The 19,500-nt window shown below is 49.4% G+C and carries 21 protein-coding genes and 2 pseudogenes; 5 read left to right on the plus strand and 18 right to left on the minus strand.

The features are described 5' to 3' along the window. Positions 1-102: 102 nt before the first annotated feature. Entirely contained in the window at positions 103-1,491 is a 1,389-nt protein-coding gene (locus GQR96_RS20415; RefSeq protein ID WP_049116114.1) for an MFS transporter, read from the plus strand. Positions 1,492-1,867: 376 nt separating this feature from the next. Here GQR96_RS20415 and GQR96_RS20420 read toward each other — a convergent pair whose 3' ends face one another. The 12 genes and pseudogenes from GQR96_RS20420 to GQR96_RS20475 all read right to left on the minus strand — a co-directional run bounded on the left by GQR96_RS20420 (position 1,868) and on the right by GQR96_RS20475 (position 9,624). After that, positions 1,868-2,191: a TA system toxin CbtA family protein gene (locus tag GQR96_RS20420; protein WP_236948518.1), complete on the minus strand. Its 324-nt coding sequence runs from the start codon at positions 2,189-2,191 to the stop codon at positions 1,868-1,870. A 20-nt stretch (positions 2,192-2,211) separates the two neighbouring features. Further along, positions 2,212-2,568: a type IV toxin-antitoxin system YeeU family antitoxin gene (locus GQR96_RS20425; RefSeq protein ID WP_236948519.1), complete on the minus strand. Its 357-nt coding sequence runs from the start codon at positions 2,566-2,568 to the stop codon at positions 2,212-2,214. A gap of 25 nt (positions 2,569-2,593) precedes the next feature. Next, entirely contained in the window at positions 2,594-2,815 is a 222-nt protein-coding gene (locus GQR96_RS20430; RefSeq protein ID WP_012543032.1) for a DUF987 domain-containing protein, read from the minus strand. Continuing rightward, a complete protein-coding gene (radC, locus tag GQR96_RS20435) occupies positions 2,812-3,354 on the minus strand; it encodes a RadC family protein (RefSeq protein ID WP_236948520.1) in 543 nt (180 codons plus the stop codon). The genes GQR96_RS20430 and radC overlap by 4 nt, the downstream gene beginning before the upstream one ends. Positions 3,355-3,439: 85 nt before the next feature. Next, positions 3,440-3,871, minus strand: a complete 432-nt coding sequence (locus tag GQR96_RS20440) for an antirestriction protein (RefSeq protein ID WP_048294092.1) — start codon at positions 3,869-3,871, stop codon at positions 3,440-3,442. 168 nt (positions 3,872-4,039) lie between these two features. Further along, a pseudogene (locus GQR96_RS20445) lies at positions 4,040-4,210 on the minus strand (DUF905 family protein); the annotation flags it as partial. Further along, the gene (locus tag GQR96_RS20450) at positions 4,207-5,025 is read right to left on the minus strand and encodes a DUF932 domain-containing protein (RefSeq protein ID WP_048294090.1); all 819 of its coding nucleotides are present in this window, start codon (positions 5,023-5,025) and stop codon (positions 4,207-4,209) included. The gene GQR96_RS20450 and the pseudogene GQR96_RS20445, both read right to left, overlap by 4 nt. Before the next feature lie 84 nt (positions 5,026-5,109). Continuing rightward, positions 5,110-5,592 carry a hypothetical protein gene (locus GQR96_RS20455; protein ID WP_228136721.1) on the minus strand — a complete coding sequence of 161 codons (483 nt, stop codon included), beginning with the start codon at positions 5,590-5,592 and terminating at the stop codon, positions 5,110-5,112. A 4-nt stretch (positions 5,593-5,596) separates the two neighbouring features. After that, the gene (locus GQR96_RS20460) at positions 5,597-6,004 is read right to left on the minus strand and encodes a hypothetical protein (RefSeq protein WP_048294088.1); all 408 of its coding nucleotides are present in this window, start codon (positions 6,002-6,004) and stop codon (positions 5,597-5,599) included. Positions 6,005-6,180: 176 nt separating this feature from the next. Further along, positions 6,181-7,068, minus strand: coding sequence for a GTPase family protein (locus GQR96_RS20465; RefSeq protein WP_048294087.1), 888 nt, complete (start codon positions 7,066-7,068; stop codon positions 6,181-6,183). A gap of 202 nt (positions 7,069-7,270) precedes the next feature. Further along, on the minus strand, positions 7,271-8,281 hold the full coding sequence (locus GQR96_RS20470) for an HNH endonuclease signature motif containing protein (RefSeq protein WP_236948521.1): 1,011 nt from the start codon (positions 8,279-8,281) through the stop codon (positions 7,271-7,273). 368 nt (positions 8,282-8,649) lie between these two features. After that, positions 8,650-9,624 carry a GGDEF domain-containing protein gene (locus tag GQR96_RS20475; protein WP_196520870.1) on the minus strand — a complete coding sequence of 325 codons (975 nt, stop codon included), beginning with the start codon at positions 9,622-9,624 and terminating at the stop codon, positions 8,650-8,652. 391 nt (positions 9,625-10,015) lie between these two features. On the opposite strand from GQR96_RS20475, the pseudogene GQR96_RS24795 reads away from it, so the two are divergent. Continuing rightward, a pseudogene (locus GQR96_RS24795) lies at positions 10,016-10,303 on the plus strand (hypothetical protein); the annotation flags it as partial. A gap of 261 nt (positions 10,304-10,564) precedes the next feature. Beyond that, entirely contained in the window at positions 10,565-10,852 is a 288-nt protein-coding gene (locus tag GQR96_RS20485; RefSeq protein ID WP_236948522.1) for a polymyxin B resistance protein pmrD, read from the plus strand. 244 nt (positions 10,853-11,096) lie between these two features. Here the strand turns inward: GQR96_RS20485 and gcvA are convergent, their stop codons facing one another. Then, on the minus strand, positions 11,097-12,011 hold the full coding sequence (gene gcvA / locus GQR96_RS20490) for a transcriptional regulator GcvA (protein WP_222840351.1): 915 nt from the start codon (positions 12,009-12,011) through the stop codon (positions 11,097-11,099). A gap of 116 nt (positions 12,012-12,127) precedes the next feature. Between gcvA and GQR96_RS20495 the strand changes: the two genes are divergently transcribed. Continuing rightward, on the plus strand, positions 12,128-12,454 hold the full coding sequence (locus tag GQR96_RS20495; RefSeq protein WP_117119136.1) for a gamma-glutamylcyclotransferase family protein: 327 nt from the start codon (positions 12,128-12,130) through the stop codon (positions 12,452-12,454). A gap of 172 nt (positions 12,455-12,626) precedes the next feature. On the opposite strand, the gene GQR96_RS20500 is transcribed toward GQR96_RS20495, so the two are convergent. The 3 genes from GQR96_RS20500 to GQR96_RS20510 all read right to left on the minus strand — a co-directional run bounded on the left by GQR96_RS20500 (position 12,627) and on the right by GQR96_RS20510 (position 15,457). After that, positions 12,627-13,976 carry a sensor histidine kinase gene (locus GQR96_RS20500; RefSeq protein WP_208692429.1) on the minus strand — a complete coding sequence of 450 codons (1,350 nt, stop codon included), beginning with the start codon at positions 13,974-13,976 and terminating at the stop codon, positions 12,627-12,629. Beyond that, entirely contained in the window at positions 13,952-14,620 is a 669-nt protein-coding gene (locus tag GQR96_RS20505) for a response regulator (protein WP_200974046.1), read from the minus strand. The genes GQR96_RS20500 and GQR96_RS20505 overlap by 25 nt, the downstream gene beginning before the upstream one ends. A gap of 69 nt (positions 14,621-14,689) precedes the next feature. Next, positions 14,690-15,457, minus strand: coding sequence for a COG4705 family protein (locus GQR96_RS20510; protein WP_208692432.1), 768 nt, complete (start codon positions 15,455-15,457; stop codon positions 14,690-14,692). Between the two features lie 413 nt (positions 15,458-15,870). Between GQR96_RS20510 and GQR96_RS20515 the strand changes: the two genes are divergently transcribed. Next, positions 15,871-16,764: a LysR family transcriptional regulator gene (locus tag GQR96_RS20515; RefSeq protein ID WP_032705636.1), complete on the plus strand. Its 894-nt coding sequence runs from the start codon at positions 15,871-15,873 to the stop codon at positions 16,762-16,764. Positions 16,765-16,821: 57 nt separating this feature from the next. Here GQR96_RS20515 and GQR96_RS20520 read toward each other — a convergent pair whose 3' ends face one another. Next, positions 16,822-17,409 carry a LysE family translocator gene (locus GQR96_RS20520; RefSeq protein ID WP_032705635.1) on the minus strand — a complete coding sequence of 196 codons (588 nt, stop codon included), beginning with the start codon at positions 17,407-17,409 and terminating at the stop codon, positions 16,822-16,824. A gap of 402 nt (positions 17,410-17,811) precedes the next feature. Beyond that, on the minus strand, positions 17,812-19,020 hold the full coding sequence (locus GQR96_RS20525) for a hypothetical protein (RefSeq protein ID WP_208692434.1): 1,209 nt from the start codon (positions 19,018-19,020) through the stop codon (positions 17,812-17,814). Between the last annotated feature and the right edge of the window lie 480 nt (positions 19,021-19,500).

The raw sequence follows: 19,500 nt of genomic DNA on the forward strand, positions 1-19,500 counted from the left end.
AGGCGTTTGATGCAACAATAAAGTGAAAATAGTGCGCCTTCCGCCTGGTAAAAGCCATCTTTATAGTTTTGTCATCCATACACTCTTCTCAGAGGACAAATGATGACGCTCTTTTCCAGCCAACCCGGCGACGAAGGACTGCCTGGGCCGGCGCGCGCACGGGTGATGGCCGCAATAATGACCACCACCTTAATGGGCGTGTTTGATGGCACCATGATCAACATTGCCCTGCCCTCAATGGCTCAGGAGATGCAGGTACCTGCCGGTATTGCCGTCTGGTTCGCCAACGGGTATCTGCTGGCGGCTGCGATGACGCTGGCGATATTCGCGGCGCTTGCGGCCCGTCTGGGTTATCGCCCCGTATTTCTGGCGGGCCTGACGACCTTTACCCTGACATCACTGGGTTGCGCGCTGGCGAATAAGCCCGAAGTGCTTATCGGTATGCGCGTGCTTCAGGGGATCGGCGGCGCGGCAACGCTGAGTATTGCCCCCGCAATACTCAGGTCCGTATTTCCCGGACGATTACTTGGCCGCATTCTGGGGTTCCATGCCCTGCTCATTGCCTCCAGCTCCGCTATCGGCCCGGTATTGGGTGGTACGATCCTTCACACCCTGAGCTGGCAATGGCTGTTTGCGATAAACGTTCTTCCCGGCACCCTCGCCTTACTGCTGGCGGTCAGAGCGCTGCCGCGGGATGCGATCCGTATGCAGGCGCCCTTCGACACCCTGGGCGCCATATTGTCGGCGCTGCTGTTGGGTTCGACGATCATGGCGGCGAACAGCCTACAGAACGCCACTTATCAATTCGGCAGCCTTTGCTGGATGGCTCTCGCTGCGCTGAGCGGCATGGCTTTTATCTGGCAAATCCGCCGCACGGGTCATCCCTTACTGCCGCCGACCATGTTTAAAAATGAACGTTTTACCCTCGCGGCCTTCACGTCGATGATTGCTTTTGTCAGCCAGGGGATCACCTTTATTGCGCTACCCTTCCTGTTTCAGAGCGAATACGGCTACAGTCCGGTAGTGTCTGCCCTGCTGTTTACGCCGTGGCCATTAGGGATCGTGCTGATTGCGCCGCATGCAGGCCGTTGGGCGGACACGATATCAGCCCCGGCGATATCCACCCTGGGGCTGGTAATATTTGTCGTCGGTTTGATCCTGCTGGCGACGTTACCCGCCAGCCCTTCAATGTGGGATATCTGTCTGCGAAGTCTGGTGTGCGGAATAGGGTTTGGCTGCTTTCAGAGTCCCAATAACCGGGAAATGCTCTCAAACGTTATTCGTGAGCACGCGAGTTATGCGTCCGGTGTTTTATCCATTATGCGCACTTTCGGGCAGTGCCTGGGAGCCGCCGCCGTAGCCGTTCTGCTGGCAGCAGATGAAAGGGCAATTCATGTTGCGCTGTGGAGCGCCGCCGCGGCCTCTGCGGTATCGGTCGTAGTCAGCGCGAGCCGGTTGCGTAAAATCACTCATCCTGCGGAAACAGGATAAGTGCGAAAATATCACTAAACGCTACGACTCCAGCGCCAGCAGCGCAAAACGCCGATCCGGCAACCAAAGTGGAGTCCTCCGTCGGAGTTCAATAGACTAACAGAAAGCTATAACCGCTGATTTTTCAAGGTAAAAATGAGTTGGGTAGACTTCAGGAGACTTGAAATTGGAGCGGGCGAAGGGAGTAGAACAAACCAAACAAGTACCTGAAAAATACAGAATTTTCAAGTTATATCTTAACTTATACCCCCAAAGATACCCCCAAAGCACAGAGACTTTGAATTCAAGTAATTACCTTTGTCGATAAATCAGCAGGAAGCGAGATGATAGCAAATGGCAAGCATACTGCGAAAGCAGCGACACCATTAGCATCAGACTAATTATGATTTAATAAACCCAGATCGCAGCGGGCCCTCATGATATCAATAATCGTGAGATATGACGTTTGTTCTTGCCAGCTAAACCCTCTGCGATCGGTACGAACCAGCCCGTACTTTTCCACCAGAAAATTAACAGCATCGGCCAAAGATATACCGGCATCGATATGTTCCTGAATTACCGTCTCATCACTAAATGGTGTGTCGTTGAGTGTCAGGCCATAATGCTGTTCCAGCAGGCGTGCAAGCAGCATTTGCCAGATAGTCACAGGCGACTGGCATGGCTTCGCCGCCCGCATATTTGTTGCAGGTAGAAATTTCATTTTTTCTCTCGTGAAAGTAATTAACGTTGAGTGGGATAAATGGCGATGTATACGTAGCCACAACTACCAAGTGTATCGGCTTCGCACGTAAGCCCGTTGTAATATAGGGTGACACAGTGCTGATGCTGGGGGGAGAGTTCTCCGCTGGTGAGCATCAGCTCCAGCTGCTTGAGTATCAACGGAAAGGCCTGGTCGAGGCGCAACGCATGCTCGTCGCTGAAAGTACCGTTGAATCCGGCGCGGTCAGCGAGAAAATGCACCCGGCTGCCTTCCTGTACCAGACGAGCTCCAAAACAGGGGGTGATCGTACTCTTTAGCCCCCACTGCTGGCAGGCTGGATTCTCCGGCTTGTCACCAGATTCTGAGTGATTGTTCATTATTGTTCCTGATTAAAGGGAAAGATTAATTGAGAGTGACACTTCGAAGAATGACATAGGGACCATTGCGGTCCTGACGGCGTTCAGCAAATACGGCCAGAACGCCGCGTATATCTTCCACCTCGCGGCCAGCATAATGGCAGATACTGCCTGACCATTTATATTTTCCTGTACTGAAGCGAAACAGCCGGGAGCCAGGATGTTGCCGGTACAGGGTCATTGCCTGGCGTTTACTGATGATTTTCATATCCAGCCTCGCTCCGCGAACGACACAATGCCCTCTGAGCCGATGACCAGATGATCGAGCGTGTTCACATCAACCAGTGCCAGGGCATCTTTAAGCCTGCCCGTAATATTGCGATCGCATTGGCTGGGCTCGGGATCACCGGATGGATGGTTATGCGCCAGCACGGCAGCTGCAGCATTTAAGCGAAGCGCTGACTTCACTACTTCGCGGGGATGGACCTGGACATGGTTAACTGAACCGGCAAACAGCGTTTCGCTCTCCAGTAAACGATGCTGATTATCAAGATAGAGCACCATAAACATTTCCCGTTCTTGTCCTGCCAGCTGTAACCGAAGCCAGTCACGGGCAGCAGTACTTGAGGTAAAAGATATGCCGGGCTGGCGCAGATATTTATCCAGCAGGTTGATAGCCCGGCGAATGGTCCGTTGGGCATAGGGTGTCAATCCGGATGTCGCGGGGAGCAGGCAACCATGCTGAGCCATGACCGACACCGGAAAGAGTTCAGGCTGCGATAACGGTGGGGATATTGCGGTATTCATGTTCGGTATGCCTCAGTCAATGAGATGCATAATGGCGCTGCATTCCGGATGGTTCAGCGCGTAGTCACGTAAGCGATAATAATGCTCAGTCAATGAGATGCATAATGGCGCTGCATTCCGGATGGTTCAGCGCGTAGTCACGTAAGCGATAATAATGCTCAGTCATCGCGTCACATTCGGTACGACAGGCATGGTGGCTGTATGCCATCAGGCACGCGACTATCCCTGCAGCTTCACTGGTAAGCTCTGCGCCATTGCCGTTCATGTTGTTGAACAATGACCACTTCTCATCGCTCTCTGACTCTGGAGCCATAAAAGCACCTCCATTACTGAGCGTCGAAAAGCGCCAGATACCGCCGTGATAATCGACACACAGCCGGTCCATCCAGGCGAAAATGCGAGGTTCAAGGGTTATCCACTGCGGGATGGAGCCAAAGTGCTGCGGCCAGAAGCCGATGCGTAACTCATCGGCAACAACAGCGACGGAAATGGTGAGTTCAGTTGTGGTGTCATTCATGGGTTTCTCCGGTAATAAAAAAGCCAGCGGTTCAGGCTGGCGGGTCAGGGGAAAAATGAAAGCGTGGCAATGTGGATAATAAGGCAGGCGGCTGAGAGGGCCCTGCAGGATGCCGTAGTCCCGGATGTACGCATTAAGCCCGGTCCCGGCCTTCGGTTCAAAGTTCCAGGCTCGCCAAACCATCCGGCCATCCGCATCGCGCAGGACCAGCCGAAAATGGCTTCCCTGGTCATCCTCGATGAAGATGTTTTGGTATGCCGCGTTGACGTACTCCGCCTGCTGGCGGGTAAAAGGTCCGGCCGGAAGCAGGCTCTGGCCCTTTTGTTTCTGCGCGGTCATGATGCGAGCTCCAGCATGTTTTCAGCCATGACCCAAAGGGCACGATTGAGCTTCACATCCCCATCGATGCCTTTCACTGCGCGGGTATGGGCCCGTTTGCCTTTGGTCGTTCTACCGGACAGACCGCCTTTAATCAGGTTTTCCTGAATGCGCTGATACGTGGTCCACAGGTCATTGCTCTCATCCTGCAAGCGGCGTGGCGCAAGAATTTGTGACTCCGTGACCGGCTGATGCTCTTCCCCAAAACGGTAAGTCAGTGCCGCTTTCGCCATCGCCTGCTGAGCAGGTGGCGGTAGCAGGAGTGAATGCATGGCATCGCGCTTCTCCTCCACCCGGTCAAATATCTCCAGCACTTCATAAGCCCCTTCAATGACTTTCTCCACCACGTTGCCTTTATGCGGCACACGTACTTCTCCAAAACTCTCCCCGCATATCAGCCCATTCTGACAAACAGCACGAAACAGTCCCGGCAGCATCTGATAGGAACTGGACCCATCATGACTATTCAGCAGGATAATTTCCGGCACCTGCTTACCGGTGATTTGCCCTTCACGGCGCAGGCGCAGCATGTGTTTGGTGTGTTCACGTTTGCTGGGGTCCCGCACGCGGGTCTGACAGGCAAAGAAGGGCTGGAACCCTTCACGCTGCAGGTTTTCAAGCAGGGTGATGGTCGGAATATATGAATAACGTTCTGAGCGGGATTCATGCTTGTCTTCACTGAACACGCTCGGCACATAGTGCGCCAGCTCCTCGTGGGTGAGCGGGCGGTCACGGCGAACGAGGTTCACCGCACCAAAACGGCTGGCTAATTTCATGGTTGTTTCCTTATCTGAAGGCACAAAAGAAAACGCCCCACTCGAATGAGCAGGGCGTCGGGTGTGATGCTGATCTGATGGGGTTTAAGGATTATCGAGAATGAAGATGTTCCGCTTCCCGTTCGCCCAGATAACGTTGAGCCGGGTCTGGCCGTCAGCCTCTGTCACGGTGATGTGCTCTGCGGATGACAGTGCCGAATTATCGTCGTCAAAGACAATGCTGTTCAGCGCCGGGGTGGATGATTGCTTATCGATGTACCAGAAATCCGGCGTCTGATTCGCCGCAGTCGCCGGGGCATCCGAAGACATCAGAAAGGTGTAGCGACTCATATCCCGGACCAGGTGATAATTCACGGATTTCTCCCGCGAGCCCGCAGGATACTCCGCCATTAGATAGCTGTCCTTGTGTTCCGGGCCACACCGATGGCAGACCAGATATCCGGCCTCATCTGTAATTAGTCGGGACTCATTCCCGGCGGGTGCCGCAGACACATCGGCGCTCATTGCGAGGCAGGCCAGTATCAGCAACGAGACAATCTTTTGGGTCGTTTGTTTTATTTTCATCATGGTTTCAGCTGTAAGTGAATACGCCCAGGTCAGTGAATATCCGGGCTTCAATAACATTGCAGGTAATACCCTTCTGCCAGAGCGTGTTGCCAAATCGCCAGGTCAGACTGTCAGCAAACTGCATCGTACGGGGCGTGAACGGGTCTTTATTGGGCCACCACCCCTCCATCTTCTGACCCTGAATGGTGGTCACGCCCTGCTTCAGCTGCGGGCATTTGCCCCGGTTTACATCGATATTTTTTATCTGAATCCGCTCCGTGCGGGCAGTCACAGTGACGTAGACACAGTCATTGCACTCCCAGCCACTTTTCTGGATATCGACTTTGATGGCGTCATTTTCTGCGCTTACCGCAGATGAGACGAGGCCTGCCAGTAATGTGATTACGGCGGCGGCAGCAGAGAACATGTTCATATTTGCTCCTTGTGATGCGACAGGTGCGCTGTCGCGCTTACTCAGTGAATGTCTGCCAGGGGATTTTATAAGCGGTTTTTTCGCCTGGATAATGAAGATATCCGATCGGGTCGATCGAGAATTTCGATCGTGTATGAACGAAAAAACTTATCGAAATGTGGGACGTACGGAGAAAGTCAACCGAAGAAGTAGGACCAGATCGTGCGGGCGGCGCGGGCCACGGTATGCGTCACGGCCTGAAGGGCCGAGCGGGCAACTTGCGGCAGCGGGGCCAAATCAATGATGCGGTCAATCACCTCCACGACCGCCTCGCCAAAGCCGGTGCGGGAGCTGCTGATAACGACTTGTGTGCGATAGCCGGTTTGAAGGTGCGGTACCAGCGGGCTGCGGGTCTGCTTTGGGAGACGGGTAATCATGGCCTCCACCAGGCGCGACAGCCGGTAACGCCCCCTGACGGAGATGACCAGTACATCACGCTCTGCAATTCCCAGCTGGCGGGCGACCGCCTGTTGTTTCTGAGCAATATGTTCAGCCTGCAGCGCTGAGGGTTGCGCGGAAGACCAGTTCCATTGCTCTGCCGGTTCGGTCTTGTCCGCCTGATTCAGTACCCATATCAATGGAGGCAGTGGCCCGTTGTACCCGGCAAAAACGGCCTGATAAAACTGCTCCTCTACCGAGAAGGCGCGGTCATCCGCCTTTAACACCCACAGCACCATATCAAGCTGTGGCATCAGTTCCTGATAAAGTTCGCGGTACTCATCATCACGTTGCAGGCTTTCTCCTACACCAGGCAGGTCAATCAGCGTCAAATAGTGAGAGCCAAAGCGAAGACGAACCCGTTGAGGCTGACGGGTGCAGGCTTCCACCGCATTGACTGCGCAGACTTCACTGCGGAACAGCGCGTTACACAGCGAGGACTTACCGACGCCGGTTTTACCCATAATGCCAATCACGGGTTCGTACGTGACGAGCTGATTGAGTTCTTTCAGCAAATGTTGTCGTAGTGAGCGTGGATAGCGCCGCAGGTGACGGCGGATAAGGGCGTAGCCCGAGAGATGTTTCATGCTGGCCTCTGGATAAAAAAGGCCATCCGGTGGAGATGGCCTGTTGAAGAGAAAGGTAAAGGAATTCATTAAGATGATATATAACTGACTAAATTTTAGATCTCAGCTCTGACGATCGGTTTAAGCGAACACTGAATGAAGGCTAGTGAATTAGTTATGTGGGTCTGCTTCGTGCCAGGAGTGGACATTTGTGACCAGTTAATCATGCCAGCAAGATCTTAACGAAGGCATCCCAGCGGTCTTCGATGTTGTCTTTGTTGATAGGGAGCTGCGTTTTGCGCATCGTTATCCCATCAATGGCCGCGAGATCTGCGTCTTTTTTTACCAAGTCTGGCGCGAACCAGAGTTTAAGCGTGCGCGGATCGATGGCGCATAGTCCCGCGTCAAAGAGCTTGTGGATATCAGCGCGCAGCAGCAGACCGTTTTTAAAGCTCGCGCCACCTTTGCGAGCGTGGGCTTTAAGGTGTGCGGCTTCGCAGCGTACCGCAATGGCATTTGTGTAGACAAAACGGCCACCGCAGTTAAGCATCACATCTTCACGGAATTTCCCCTGATCACGACGGCGACGGCCATAGAAGGGTACATCTTCTTTGTGTTCGCGTTCTTCAACCAGCGACCGTTCGGCCCGAGGTTCTTCAGCCTGGGGTTCAGGTTCGACCGCTTTCGGTTCTTCCCAGGTTCCCAGGAACATGGCAACGCGCTGGGGCATTTTGACACGATTCAAAATCCCAAGGTGCGCTTTTTCCCAGGTCAGGAATTCTTCCAGGCGACTTGCTGGGCAACCATGTTTAAGCGCTGGATGGGGGGATTCCTTTTTGGCTGGAGCGGGCGCGGGTGCAGATATAGTCGTGCAGCTACTGCCTGTGTTGTAGCTGCTACGGCCAACCACATGGCGTTTAACCGAATTTCCTTCGACCAGGATTTGCTTGTCCTCGTCGATCTGACGCTGGAAGAATGCCTCGATTTGAGTGTAGTTCAGCTTGAAGTGGCGCATAACTGCGCCACGGAAAGCCAAACGAACTTCTTCGTTACGATTTGGCGGGCAATCCCGCTCAACGCGCTGGGAAGCATAGGTATCATTCCCCCAGGCTTGCGTACCGTAACGGCTAAATATGCCCGTCCAGTTTTTTCCCGATTGGCTGCTATAAACCTTATCATCGCAGACGAACACGAACGGAGACGAAATAATAAATCCGTGAACTTCCATAGCCATTTTAATCCACCTCAACCAGCTTTTTTTCCAGTCCACCCCTTCGAGATCGAGCTTGCCAACTTATTTCTGCCAACAATTGCAGCAGCATAAATGTTGTGACCTGTAATTGAAATCGGTTCGACCTGCATTTTCGATTAGCTTGACCCGCTCCCCGTTCGTTAACACATAGCAACGTTAGTAATGCATCCTACGCGGTAATAACAATTGTGAGCTTCCGCTACTCGCTCATAGCTGCCTGTCCACCTGCAAGAAAAACATTCGAAAAGACCAATTCTGGGGTTAGCCATACTGCGCTCTTAAATCAAAAATCATGCTTTTTTGCTGTACCCCTGAACCCCGGGCCCAGAGTTCAGCCGGGAAGGGAAGTATCACGGTTCTGTTTTCTGTGACAGATTTTTTCGTTTTTTCTTTAGGTACATCACTTCGTCACATTTACCAATCATCTCCGCCAGCGTCGCATACTGGTCTGCGTTATTAATCAGCTCACCAAAAGAATAATTGATATAGTAGGGTTTGCCTGACGTTTCATTATGGTACTCCAGACTCGCACTCAGCGCGTTCAGAAAAGACTGGGTGTTTCCGTTTCGCCGAATAAGTGCGACAAATTCATCGCCGCCGATACGGCCTGCAATTTCTCCCGGTTCAAGATGCTGATATAAAGAGGCTGCAAATATCTTAAGAACCTCGTCACCCTCAGCGTGTCCCCAGAGATCGTTAATCGGCTTGAACTTATCCAGATCAAAATAGATAAGACTGAACGTCGCATTATGCTGGTTCATCGAGCGGAATACTTTTTCTCCTGCACTGTAAAACCCACGCCGGTTGGGAATGCCCGTCAGGCTGTCCGTCATTGCCATGCTTATGGCCTGGAATTCATCCTCGACAATGCAGGCCAGATCCCGGAGTGACGCAATGTCATCCTCTGAAAAGGTACGGGGAGAAGTGTGGATCAGGCACAGCGTGCCGGCCACCGTGCCGTCAGGCAGGCTAACCGGCTGTCCTGCATAGAACCGGATATAGGGCTCACCGGTGACCAGGGGATTGTCGTGGAACCGCTTATCGGCTGCTGCATCAAGAATGATGAAAGGCCCCTCATGCAGAATGGCATGCCCGCAAAACGAAATGTTACGGGGGGTTTCGCGAATACCAAGCCCTTCACATGCCAGCAACCACTGACGATCGCGATCCAGAAGGCTAATCAGTGCCACTGGCACCTGAAAAATGCGTCTGGCCAGGCGGGTTAGTCGTTCAAAACGCTCATCGTCGCGGGTATCGAGAAGCCCCGTAACATAAAGCGATTTAAGCCTTTCTTCTTCATTTCCTGGAAGGTCGGGAGGCTGCATGTTACCTCTGAAAACAATCAGTTTATGAAAGATGTCCGATGATATTTATCTGCCTGACAGATTATAGATTACAGACTTTTATCAGACGTTATGCATTGCAGTTTATTGCTTTTCAGACGGTGAAACCACAACCTTTCATCTGAGCAGTTCAATAACGGCCATCCTCTCCGGACCAGTACCTCCAGAACAGGCGCAGCAGAATGCCGGGCCACTTTATCCTCAATACGCTCAGCTAACCGAATCACTTAATATTACAGAGAAGCTGATCCTACTTTGACAGAAATTGGTTCCGGAAAAATTCAGCAGAGAGGCGAACCGTGGAAATTGGTATGACCTCGGGGGCTCCTTGGCCGAGAACCAGGAATACTGCCGACTGATGAATATTCGCAGCGAGGCCGATCTACAGCGCATCATGATGGCTGGCGTACCCTGGCAGTCGCTTCACGTGCAGCAGCTGGCTGACGCTATCTGCGCCAGTCTCGATGTCGTCCTGCCCTGGGATCGCGCAGCGGTGGATGCGACCACGGAGATAAATATGGCTCAGCTCCTCGCCGGGACGCCGATCGGTCCGAGCGACACGGCGATTGCCGGACATGCCATTGCGGTCGGCGCGGTACTGGTGACGAATAATACGCGAGAGTTTGGGAGGGTACCGGGCCTGAAGCTGGAAGATTGGTTAAATAGACAGGCTATACTTAAAGGTAATAAATGTCCGCTTTGTGCCAAAAGCGGACATGCTGCTATCTGCCTGCCTTGTGATAGAATCTGCTTCAATCCAAGCTGAAGCCACCAAAAACACATACCACTCTGCTCTGGATCAGTACGAAAAAGATTAAAACTGTGACCGGTTTCATATATTTATCTTATATGATTGTTGCTGACCTTTACAGGAACATTCTGTTGGTCAATTCTTAGTTGTCATTTTATCTGGAGTGATTCTATGGAATGGATAGTTTGCGATGTTATATATATGGTAAAAAAAGATATATACCTGCTTAAACTGCACGCTGGGCCGTTAAATATGATGGCGGAAGTTGTTTCTACCAGCCCAATATACAAGGACGATAGACTTCATCCGATCAAAGACGCCAAATATCTGGTTAATAAAATTGAAAGTAGACCAGTTAAAGTCATATGCGCTTCTGAATATTCAGCAAGTCACTGGCTTTCTCAAAAAAGAATCTGTAGCCATCAATTAAGACAACCGTCTTTGCTGCCAGCGACCTGAACTGTACCGTTTTACTATTGTTATGACTTTCAAAGTAATATTTTTGCTTGCGAAAAGTGAGCAATCCGAGGAGTACTGCCAGACCGAACGAGGGCTTAAGGCACGCCTTAATGGGTAATTGAGAAGTGCTGAACCAGGTTAATTATCCTACTGCTTTCTCCCAGTATATCTATGACCGCACCTCGCGAATGGTAGCTCTGATGACCAACCAGGCTGTCCGCTGCATGCCGGAAGCAGACCATCTTTAGATGGTCATTGAATCGTCCAGCAAGCTCATTTCTTCAGAGAGCCACTGTCTCAGAATTCGTATTTTAAATGAATCCTGATTATCCGAGCGATAAACTAAATCATATCCCCGCTCAGCCTTGAGTTTGTATTGCGGAAACGGAACAACAAGCCTTCCAGCTGCTACATCATCTGCAACCAGAACACTGCGTCCAAGAGCCACACCTTCGCCACGTATAGCGGCCTCAGTCGCCATGCTGCCAAGGGTCCATAAGGGGCCATGATGGCAGCAAAAATTTTTTTCTCCGGCCATTTCAAACCATGCCTCCCAGTTCGCCAGCATTCTGTATTCATGAAGAAGAATGCAGTTTGAAAGCTCCTTAATTTCTGTCAGACCATTATGTTCTTTAAGAAAACCCGGGCTACAGACGGGAGTAACTGTTTCATCGAAGATACGCTCATACGAAACGTCGCGGTAATGGCCAAGACCGTAACGAATGGCTGCATCTACCTGACCATCATTTAGATCCACATTACTGTCAGTAACATCCAGCTGAATATCAAATTCTGGATATCTCTGCCTGAAGCGGCTCAGACGGGGTGCCAACCATTTGCTGGCAAATGAAACCGTTGTACTGACACGTAAACTTTTGGCAGGGTTCCTTCCGCGCAGACGCTCAGATTCCATCATTAACTCACTCAGAAGGCGGGTAACAATGCGATGATATTCAGCACCTTCCTGAGTCAGTATTATCTGTCGGGTCAGCCTGAAAAATAGTTTTAACCCCAGATGCTCTTCAAGCTTCCGGATTTGCCGGCTTATCGCGCCATGCGTTACGTGCAGCTCTGTTGCAGCCAGTGTCATACTAGAGAGACGTGCTGTGGCTTCAAAAGCACGCAGAGTCTGCAATGGGGGGAGGCGATCAAATATCATACGTGTGATTTTAAATCACGCGTATTGTGAGAACAAATGATTTGTCAGGCCTGAGTCCGAAAATCAAAATTAGCACACTGAACATTCACATTGGCTTTGCGACAATCGGAGGAATGATGGAAAGCTTGTTTGTTTACGGGACCCTGGGGCCTGGCCGACCTAATGCTCATATTCTTGAAAAGATTGGGGGGACATGGCAGGAAGGCCACGTGGGTGGTTCGTTATTAGATAAAGGTTGGGGTACAGAGATGGGATATCCGGGGATCGTGTTGGATGATTCCGGTAATCGTGTACAGGGTTTTATTTTCACGTCAGAAAATTTGCATCTTCACTGGCACATACTCGATGAGTTCGAAGGTTTTGAGTATGAACGGGTACCAGTAGAAGTAACTACTTCTTCCGGACAGACCGTAAAATCATGCATCTACATGCTCAAAGCATAAACTATGAGACCAGCTGTGAGCTACTTAAATTATCGTCTCATAAAACCGGTGGCTCAAGTAAAAAATCATCTCCTGCAAATAATGTGCAGCATCCTGGCAGAGGTCGGAGTGCTGGCAGAATATCAGCAGAATAAAAACGATCCCAAGTAAGAACATTGTTTTCATCTGCATGTCATCGAACAGAGCACAGTGGCAGGACGATGCGAGCCAGAACACCCGAGGGAAACTGGCGGGCAGGAAGCAATGTGATGTCGCCGCCCAGGCGGGTGACGCAGGCTTTGACTATCGATAAACCCAGCCCGGAGCCGGGCTGGGTCATGCCTTCGGGCCGATAAAATGCGTCGAACACACGCGTCCTTTCGGCAGCAGCAATTCCGGGGCCGTTATCTTCAATATTAATAACTGCTTCGTGCGGCGTTACCGTCACGCTGAGATCAATCTGCCCGTTTTCAGGGATGTAGCGGATAGCATTTTCCACCAGATTTTTTACGGCAATGATGAGTGTGTGTTTGTCAGTGATAACCTGCTGACTGGCACTGTCGGTTTCCAGTACGCCGATATCGATATTTTTTTCAAGCGCCAGTGGGTACAGGGATTCAATCACCTCCCTGAACAGCAGCGGAATGTGAAGTGGCTGATGGCTTTCGTGCGAGGTGTTTTGCTGTTCACGGGCAAGCAGCAAAAGCTGGTCTAACAATTTTTTGGTTCGGCTTAACCCTTGTTGAAGATTGTTCAGACGGGATTGCGCTTCGGGCGACATTGCGCTGGCCGACAACCGCTCCGCCTGCAGCGACAGTGCCGTTAACGGGGTGCGTAACTCATGAGCCGCATCGGCGATAAAACGCTTCTGCGTCTGCATTGCTTCATCCACTTTATGCAACAACTTATTGATACCGCTGACAAACGGGCGGATCTCATCGGGTATGTTATCTTCGGTGAACGGCGTTAAATCACGTTCGTCACGCTGATGTACCTCATCGGCAAGGCGTGAAACGGGGCGAAACGCTTTACGGATCAGATCAGTCGCGACCAGCAACAATACTGGCAACAGGAGACTGAGAGGGATCAGCGTGCGCAGTGCGCTTTCAAACGAGATTTCGTCACGTACGTCACGTTGCTGACCAATGGCAACCAGCAGCATGGGTGAAAGACGGTGGACCAGTACGCGAAACGACTCTCCGCCGGCATTAACGTCCTGAAAGCCTTCGCGTATGGGGGGAGCCAACTGAAAGGTGAACCCTCGGGGCTGCAAAGCACTGCCGTTTGCGGAGATGAACTCAACCTCCACGCGGGAATCTTTATCGCTATCCAGGGACTGGATAGCATTCTGTATGTCCGGGTTGTATTGGAGCACGCTGGCGATTTGAGTGAGGGTGTTGTCCTGCAGTTCGTGGGCTTCGTCTAGTGCAAAATAGAAGGTGAGGCCGCAGGAAATGATGGCAGTAAATAAAATGGCGATGCTCAGGGCTACCGAGAGCCGAAACTTCAGGGAATTTATCACTTGCTTCTGGAAACCAGCCATCCAACGCCTCTGACATTTTTGATGGCATCCTTGCCCAGTTTTTTACGCAGCGCGTGGATGAAAAACTCTATGGCATTGCTTTCTACTTCTTCGCCCCAGCCATAAATGCGCTCTTCCAGATCGCTACGGGAGAGAATGCCTCCCGGCCGCCGCATCAGCGCTTCCAGCAGAGCATATTCGCGGTTAGAGAGTAAAAAACGTTCATCGCTGGCAAGCAAACATACTTCATGGCTGACCGGATTCAGGCTTAGAACCCCGTTACTCAACAGACGTTCACCATTGCCATTATGCCGACGCAGCACCGCGCGGATTCGTGCGAGCAGTTCGCTGAACTCAAACGGTTTGATCAGATAATCATCCGCACCGCTATCCAGCCCATGTAAACGGTCTGGCAGGGCATCCCGCGCGGTGACAATCATTACCGGCACGGAGGAGCCCTTACGGCGCAATGCACTCAGGACGCTGAAGCCATCCTGGCCGGGTAGCCCAAGGTCGAGAATAACAATGTCGTAATGCTGTGTCAGGCAACTGGTCACAGCATCATTGCCATTCTGAACCCAATCCGCAGCATACGAGGCATCGCGCAGCGAATCCACCATCGCATTCCCCACCATCAGATCATCTTCAACCAGTAAAATTCTCATCGTTTTAATAACCCGTTTGGCCGCGCCTGAGTAAGCATAAACGCAAGAACCGCCCTGAGCAATTTGCGGCTATTTCTCCTGTATTTCCATGCTATTGCGAAAAGTCAGGTAGCCAACCAGACTGATAATGGTTAGCAAAAACAGGATGCTGGTCCCAGTCGTGCCCAAACCCACACCGCCGTTTACCGGGGACTGCGACAGTAAATCACCGCAAGAGGCACCAAATGGACGCGTCAGAATATAAGCAATCCAGAAGCAGGCCACGCTGTTCGCCCTGAACAGATAAAAGGCGAGAGCGGTCAGAAGGATCAATGCGCCGAAGAGTGTGGCAGCGTTGAAATAACCAAGATTCAGGCCTTCCGCCGCCCAGTCACCCGCAGCGGTGCCTAGTGAAAAGGTAAACAGGATCGCTACCCAGTAGAACAGCTCACGTTTGCGGGTAGTGATACTGTGGATTGACAGCGTTCTCTCTTCGTTAAACCAGAGTACAAAGGTCAGGCTCAGAAACGCACCAAACAAACCAGTGGAGAAAGCCAGAGGCACGCCAAAGCGGTCGGTCAGATTATCGGTCACCAGCGTGCCAAACACGCTGATTAGCAACACCGTTGCCCAGTAAAGTGCCGGGACATAGCGCGTGGCCCGCAACTGGAGAGCCAGTGCAATCACGAATAATCCCCCGGTAAGCACAGTGGTGTTGGTCAATCCCCAGCCGAGATCCATATTCAGAAAATCGGCAGCCGTTTCGCCCACGGTAGTGGACATCATTTTGATGAGCCAGAAGAAAAGCGTCACTTCAGGCACTTTATTGAGCCATGAGGTTCTGGAGTCAGTTAGCATGTTGCAGTCCTGTAAAGCCGAATGGTGATTGCACTTTAAACAGGCTGACTTAGTTGTTCCTTAGGCCAAGAGATATAAGTGGAACAGTCTCATCCTGGCTGATATGAATCGACACGGTATCGGTAGTCAGCTTTTTAGCGGCAATTTCTGCTTCTCGCTCATAGCGGACTTTGGGACCTTGCTTTCTGTCCGCTAGGTGCCAGGAGCGGACATTGCTAACATCGTGCTATGTTAGTTTGCGGGGAGCAGGTCATTACCTCTCATTACTAATTATATTTTTCAATGTTCAGGTTTCCAACTTTGGGAATCTTCGATAAAAAAAGGAACTTTGGCGGTAAATAAAAACATGATAGTTTTATGGCTGATAGAACAACTCTCACGCTTAAAGTTAATGAGTGAACTCAGGAATAGTAATGATTGATGATATCCGTTACCTGATTGTTTTTGCAAAAATTGTACAAGCTGGATCGATTTCAGGTGGCGCAGACGCTTTAGGGCTCACTACCGCGACAGCAAGCACACATCTGTCTAAGCTGGAGAGAAATCTGGGAAGTGCTTTGCTATACAGAAACACGCGAAAATTATCGCTGACCCATGATGGGGCAAGTTTGCTCGAAACTGCAAACTCTATGCTAGAACTGTATGAAAAGGGGTTTATCGAGTTTAAACAGCGTTCTATTTCAACAAGTAATAAGCTGAATCTGTCAATTCCTGCAGTTTTTATAAATAGTGTTTTTACTCGTCATCTTGCAGGATTTATAAAGGAACATCCGGACGTTTCCCTGAGTATTTCTTATAGCGACACTCGTAAAGATATTATTGCCGATAGTATAGATGTTGCATTTCGAATTGGCGAACTGCCCGACAGCACACTCAAAGCACGGCATCTTTTTGTATTACCCCGACACGTTGTTGCTTCAAAGAAACTTCTTAGCAATTATCAGCCTATCAACCATCCTAATGACTTAGAAAAAATGCCCTGGATTGGTCTGAGCATGCTGAAGGGCAGTCGAGAGTTCAGGCACAAAAATGGAGAGATAGCTTTAATTAAGTATACGCCAACGGTGTACGTTGATAATGTCGAGGCTGCCTACACTCTAGCAAAACATCAGGTTGGAATCGCAGCCCCTCCTTGCTATCTCAGCAAAGAGGATATTAAGCGAGATGAAATACAGTTGGTTCTCCCTGACTGGTCATTGGAACCACTAAAAGTCTATGCAACCTGGCCTTCTAATATATCTACCAACAGTGTCGCTTACACGTTAATTAATAATATTTACAACTCCTTTGAATTCAAAATATTATGATTAATTTAAGGCTTCAATAATGTAAAAGATCAATTCCAGCCAGTAAGGGAAAGTGGCTTATTGAGCCAGAAACATGTAGAAGGCAGTGGTAATCAGTATCCCACCCATGCAGAAATTAAATGCACGGATGCGTCCAATGCTATTAAGCAATGTTGAGATGTTCTTTCCAAGGACAGCCCATGCAGCTAAAGAGAGGTAGCAAACGATAAAATATATTATTATGAAGATTATTAACGAAGTGTTATTTGATGGTTCAGAAAATAATACCACTCCGGATGCGCAGGCAATCCAGGCTTTTGGGTTGAGCCATTGAAGTAAAAAACCCTGAGTGAAACTAGGCGCCTCTGATTTTGTTAATGATAACTCAGATCTTGATGATGCTATCTTATAACCTATGTATATTATAAAAGCTGAGCCAGCCACGTTGAGATATTTGAAGAAAAGTGGATATTTCTCAATGGAAGCGTAGAACCCAAAACCAATGACTATAAGTAATAGAGTAAATCCTATTGTAGCACCTGAGACGAATGGGAAAGTTCTTCTGAATCCATAGCTCGCTCCAGATGATATAATGACCATATTGACTGGCCCTGGAGAAATTGACATGGTAAGGGAGAACAAAAACATTGCTAATATTAAAGTCATTTTCTCTCCATATGCGTTATATAATAAAGCGTTTTTATTGAATGACTACATTCCTGACTATCCTCATAGTCTATCGTAAAAAACAGGCAGATAAAGTAGGATTTCTAAAAGAGTGTATTTGATTTTTTCACATAATCTTTTAATAATGTCGGGGATTTAACCAGCCAATTATTATTAGCAAGTTCCTCATGTTCAGCTACCAACTATTACCCTTTGGGATTCATCTAATGAATGCAGCATAATGTCCGCTCTTCGCTCATAGCAGACGTTGAACTATCCAGTAACATGACTTGAATGATACCTGGTGGCTGTTTAAGTTTGCAACTATGTACCGCATTTGCCTGAGAAACCATAGCCACTGGTTCATTTTCTGACGTCGTTCAACTGCCACACAAAGTATTGTTACGGCTTCTCCTCTTTTAAAATCCCGTAGACATGCTCCTCAAGGTTTGAAGGCAGGTCATCATTAAATTCGTCGAACAGGTAAAGCAACTCGGGAGAGCCCTCTTTATCATAGAGATCATTTCCGGGTACAGCTGAAGTTTCAGTGATAGGGAATGCTGTTTTGGATTTCTTCTTCAGGTCTTCTTTTTTGGCTTTTCTGCGTTTCTTCTCGGCTGCGTTGATGTAGGTAAAATTGTCAGAACATGTCAGGGTTCGTGCACCTGGAATAACATTATAGATTTGGGCCTGAAGGCGAAAGAAAGCCAGATAATCTTTGCGGTTGTTTTCGAATTTCCTTTCTTCTGATAAGACCAACGAGATTGGGTCTGAAAATTGACCAACATCGGTTACTCGGTCTGGCCTGCGAATAAATAGCCCACTGTTTTCTGGAACAGGTGGCCGGGAAGCATCCTTAAAGCAATAATATCCAACCTGCTCACCAGATTTGTTTTCTTTCTTACCCGATTGCACCCATTTCCTGTAAATGTCTAATGAGACAAAGCTGTCTATCCGACTGTCTGGATGCTTTTTGAAAAAGAAATTCACCAGATAGAAAGGCTCAAATCTAGCATTTATCAGTATCACTCGCGAATAACCACAGGCGGCTTTATAAAGCGGATCCGCATTTATCCTTTTCCTCATCAAGGTAAAGCGTCGTTCAAGTTCAGCGAGTTGTAGTCTGAAACGAGAGTCATCTTTTTTAATCCGTATGTTCCGCATCTTCTCCCCTTTATCAAGAGGTAAATAGAAACTCAGAGTCAACATTTCAACCTGACGATGCTTTCTTACAACGTTCCGATAGTTCTCGCAGAGATAAGATAATGCCTTTTCTTTATCAGATATCGCTTTTAAAAGCGCATCTCTCCACTTTTTCTCTAACTGTTCGCTGTGGATTGGCTGAGAATCACGAAACTTCATCTTCGGTCTTCTAAACTCTTGCCCATCGCTGGTCGCCTGGTTCAGATAAAGTTTGTCCAGCATATCGAACATCCTGAAGCTAGCTTTGGATTTTTCTTCCTTATCTGGCCTTTCATCCTCCTCCAGACGCTCGAACCCAACAAAGAAATATTGATGGCTGATTTCCCCCCACCTTTGGTTAGGACTCTCATAGGCCAGATCTTCCCGGCGTAAGTCAAACACTCTAAAGTCATCCTTCAGGCCTGCCATCCCTCGCTCCTCCCAACTCGCTGCAACATCGAAATTGTCACTCGTCCGATCACACAATTCTCACACTTAAACTATACGAATTTTGACGTTTATCATGTTTGTTTTTTAGTATGAAATGGCTCGATTTTAATACAATAAATCGTCGTCTTTTATGATGTATATCGTCGTTTTTTAATTATTTTTCTCACTTTCATTAGCCGTTAATACTGGGTTTTATGCCCAAAATGCTCTGCAAACTGCCTTCTCCGCCTCTTTCTGGCCTATTTATCACAGCAGTATAACGAAGAGCGGCTTAGACTCGTCTCTCTTATGCTGCTGAGTCAGGTCCTGGGAAGAGTCTGTAGTTGGTAAGATAATTTAAAAATCATCTGGTCAAAATTGGCGAAGGTGCCGACAAGGTCAACGCAATGAGATGAGCAAATGCTCCTTCCTTGAAGTGCATGAGCATGGGGCCGAAATCAATTAATTAAGGAATAAAAT

It is taken from the genome of Klebsiella sp. PCX (assembly GCF_021869705.1).
Lineage (GTDB): Bacteria > Pseudomonadota > Gammaproteobacteria > Enterobacterales > Enterobacteriaceae > Klebsiella > Klebsiella quasipneumoniae.

Coding starts and splice junctions, on each gene's coding strand:
- GQR96_RS20450 (WP_048294090.1), bottom strand. CDS start 5,025: ATGAAATTAGCCAGCCGTTTTGGTGCGGTGAACCTCGTTCGCCGTGAC.
- GQR96_RS20525 (WP_208692434.1), bottom strand. CDS start 19,020: ATGGCAGGCCTGAAGGATGACTTTAGAGTGTTTGACTTACGCCGGGAA.
- GQR96_RS20520 (WP_032705635.1), bottom strand. CDS start 17,409: ATGACTTTAATATTAGCAATGTTTTTGTTCTCCCTTACCATGTCAATT.
- GQR96_RS20495 (WP_117119136.1), top strand. CDS start 12,128: ATGGAAAGCTTGTTTGTTTACGGGACCCTGGGGCCTGGCCGACCTAAT.
- GQR96_RS20425 (WP_236948519.1), bottom strand. CDS start 2,568: ATGAACAATCACTCAGAATCTGGTGACAAGCCGGAGAATCCAGCCTGC.
- GQR96_RS20465 (WP_048294087.1), bottom strand. CDS start 7,068: ATGAAACATCTCTCGGGCTACGCCCTTATCCGCCGTCACCTGCGGCGC.
- GQR96_RS20510 (WP_208692432.1), bottom strand. CDS start 15,457: ATGCTAACTGACTCCAGAACCTCATGGCTCAATAAAGTGCCTGAAGTG.
- GQR96_RS20460 (WP_048294088.1), bottom strand. CDS start 6,004: ATGAACATGTTCTCTGCTGCCGCCGCCGTAATCACATTACTGGCAGGC.
- GQR96_RS20485 (WP_236948522.1), top strand. CDS start 10,565: ATGGAATGGATAGTTTGCGATGTTATATATATGGTAAAAAAAGATATA.
- radC (WP_236948520.1), bottom strand. CDS start 3,354: ATGAATACCGCAATATCCCCACCGTTATCGCAGCCTGAACTCTTTCCG.
- GQR96_RS20500 (WP_208692429.1), bottom strand. CDS start 13,976: ATGGCTGGTTTCCAGAAGCAAGTGATAAATTCCCTGAAGTTTCGGCTC.
- GQR96_RS20430 (WP_012543032.1), bottom strand. CDS start 2,815: ATGAAAATCATCAGTAAACGCCAGGCAATGACCCTGTACCGGCAACAT.
- GQR96_RS20470 (WP_236948521.1), bottom strand. CDS start 8,281: ATGGCTATGGAAGTTCACGGATTTATTATTTCGTCTCCGTTCGTGTTC.
- GQR96_RS20420 (WP_236948518.1), bottom strand. CDS start 2,191: ATGAAATTTCTACCTGCAACAAATATGCGGGCGGCGAAGCCATGCCAG.
- GQR96_RS20440 (WP_048294092.1), bottom strand. CDS start 3,871: ATGAATGACACCACAACTGAACTCACCATTTCCGTCGCTGTTGTTGCC.
- GQR96_RS20475 (WP_196520870.1), bottom strand. CDS start 9,624: ATGCAGCCTCCCGACCTTCCAGGAAATGAAGAAGAAAGGCTTAAATCG.
- GQR96_RS20415 (WP_049116114.1), top strand. CDS start 103: ATGACGCTCTTTTCCAGCCAACCCGGCGACGAAGGACTGCCTGGGCCG.
- GQR96_RS20505 (WP_200974046.1), bottom strand. CDS start 14,620: ATGAGAATTTTACTGGTTGAAGATGATCTGATGGTGGGGAATGCGATG.
- gcvA (WP_222840351.1), bottom strand. CDS start 12,011: ATGATATTTGATCGCCTCCCCCCATTGCAGACTCTGCGTGCTTTTGAA.
- GQR96_RS20515 (WP_032705636.1), top strand. CDS start 15,871: ATGATTGATGATATCCGTTACCTGATTGTTTTTGCAAAAATTGTACAA.
- GQR96_RS20455 (WP_228136721.1), bottom strand. CDS start 5,592: ATGATGAAAATAAAACAAACGACCCAAAAGATTGTCTCGTTGCTGATA.